Origin of the sequence: Rhodococcus sp. UNC363MFTsu5.1 (assembly GCF_000686785.1) — a bacterium.
Taxonomy (GTDB): Bacteria; Actinomycetota; Actinomycetes; order Mycobacteriales; family Mycobacteriaceae; genus Rhodococcus_G; species Rhodococcus_G maanshanensis.
In genome coordinates this window covers 1-1384 of record NZ_JMLO01000067.1, presented here as the reverse complement: position 1 = coordinate 1384, position 1384 = coordinate 1, and the positions used below count along the sequence as shown (strand labels likewise).

Annotated in this window: 1 protein-coding gene; it reads left to right on the top strand. The window is 67.1% G+C overall.

Features of this window, described 5'->3' with window-relative positions:
• Positions 1 to 173: 173 nt before the first annotated feature.
• Positions 174 to 1384, top strand: a 1211-nt coding sequence (locus BR31_RS0125115) for an Ig-like domain-containing protein (protein ID WP_027503355.1), incomplete at its 3' end; no start/stop codon positions are given.

Sequence of the window (1384 nt, the reverse complement as noted above, 5' to 3'; positions counted from 1 at the left end):
ACGGCGTCGTACTCCGGGTTCGCGGGTTTCTCGGGTGCGGGTTCGCAGGCGAGCACGGTGACGGTGGCCGGTGCCGGTGGTGACGGGTCGTTCGGTTCGAGCCAGTTCGGTTCCTGATTCTCTAGCTCTGTTTTGATCCAACAATGCTCGGTGCTGCAAATGGAGGAACGTTCATGTCCGGTGTGTTGATGCGTCGCGTGGCGGCGGTGAGCGCTGTGTCGGTTGCGGCGCTCGGTCTCGGGGCCGGTGGTGTCGCTTCGGCGGCGCCGGGCTCGGTGACCTGGGATGACGGGAACGAGCGGATCACCCGCACGATCAGTGATGTCACCCCGGCCGCGGGCGACACCGTCACCTCGACGACCGTCTTCGACCGGACCGGTGGGGTCGTCGAGTACATCCAGCAGGTCAAGGACGTTCATCCGCCGTGCCTGACCTACGTGGACGGCTCCGCGAAGGTCGACGGCTCCCCGCGCGGGCTCGACAGCCAGGGCGCGGACTTCGCGAAGGTGGCGGGCAGCTGGGCGCTGTACCCGCAGATCTCGCCGAACCTGCGGACCTTTGAGTTCTCGTACAAGGTGGGTGCCGACTGCGCCCGCGGCGTGCCGCTGATGACGACGGTGCACTACTCCGGGACGCTCGGCAGCGGCACCTATGACGGCAAGGGCCCGACCGTCACCGTTCGCAAGAACGCTTCGACGACGATGCTGGCCGCGGTTGCGAATGCTCAGGTCGGTCAGGCCGCGACGCTCAGTGCCACCGTCACGGGTGGCGCGAACGGTGACACCGTCGAGTTCTACGACGGCACCACCAAGCTCGGAACGGGAACCCTGAACAACGGCACGGCGACGTACGCCTGGACTCCCACGGCCGGTGGCGCACACGCCCTGTCCGCGAAGTTCCTCGCGACCGCACAGGCCGAGGGATCGCAGTCCGCGCCGCAGAACGTGTCGGTGTCGGTTCCTGATGAGGCGACCACGACGACGCTGACGGTTCCGGCGACGGCGAATGTCGGTGCTGCGGTTGAGTTGAAGGCGACTGTTGCTCCGGCTGCTGCTTCGGGCACGGTGCAGTTCAAGGACGGTGCCGCGAACATCGGTGGGCCGGTTGCGGTGAACGCCGGTGTGGCGACCCTGTCCCACACCTTTGCTGGTGCGGGCGCGAAGTCGATCACCGCTGTGTACTCCGGTGGTGCCGGTTTCACCGGTTCGACCTCCGTTGCGGCGACGGTGACGGTGTCGGTGCCCGATGAGGCGACCACCACCACGGTCACGGTTCCGGCGACGGCGAATGTGGGTGCGGCGGTTGAGTTGAAGGCGACTGTTGCTCCGGCTGCTTCGGGCACGGTGCAGTTCAAGGACGGCGCCACCAATATCGGTGGCCCGGT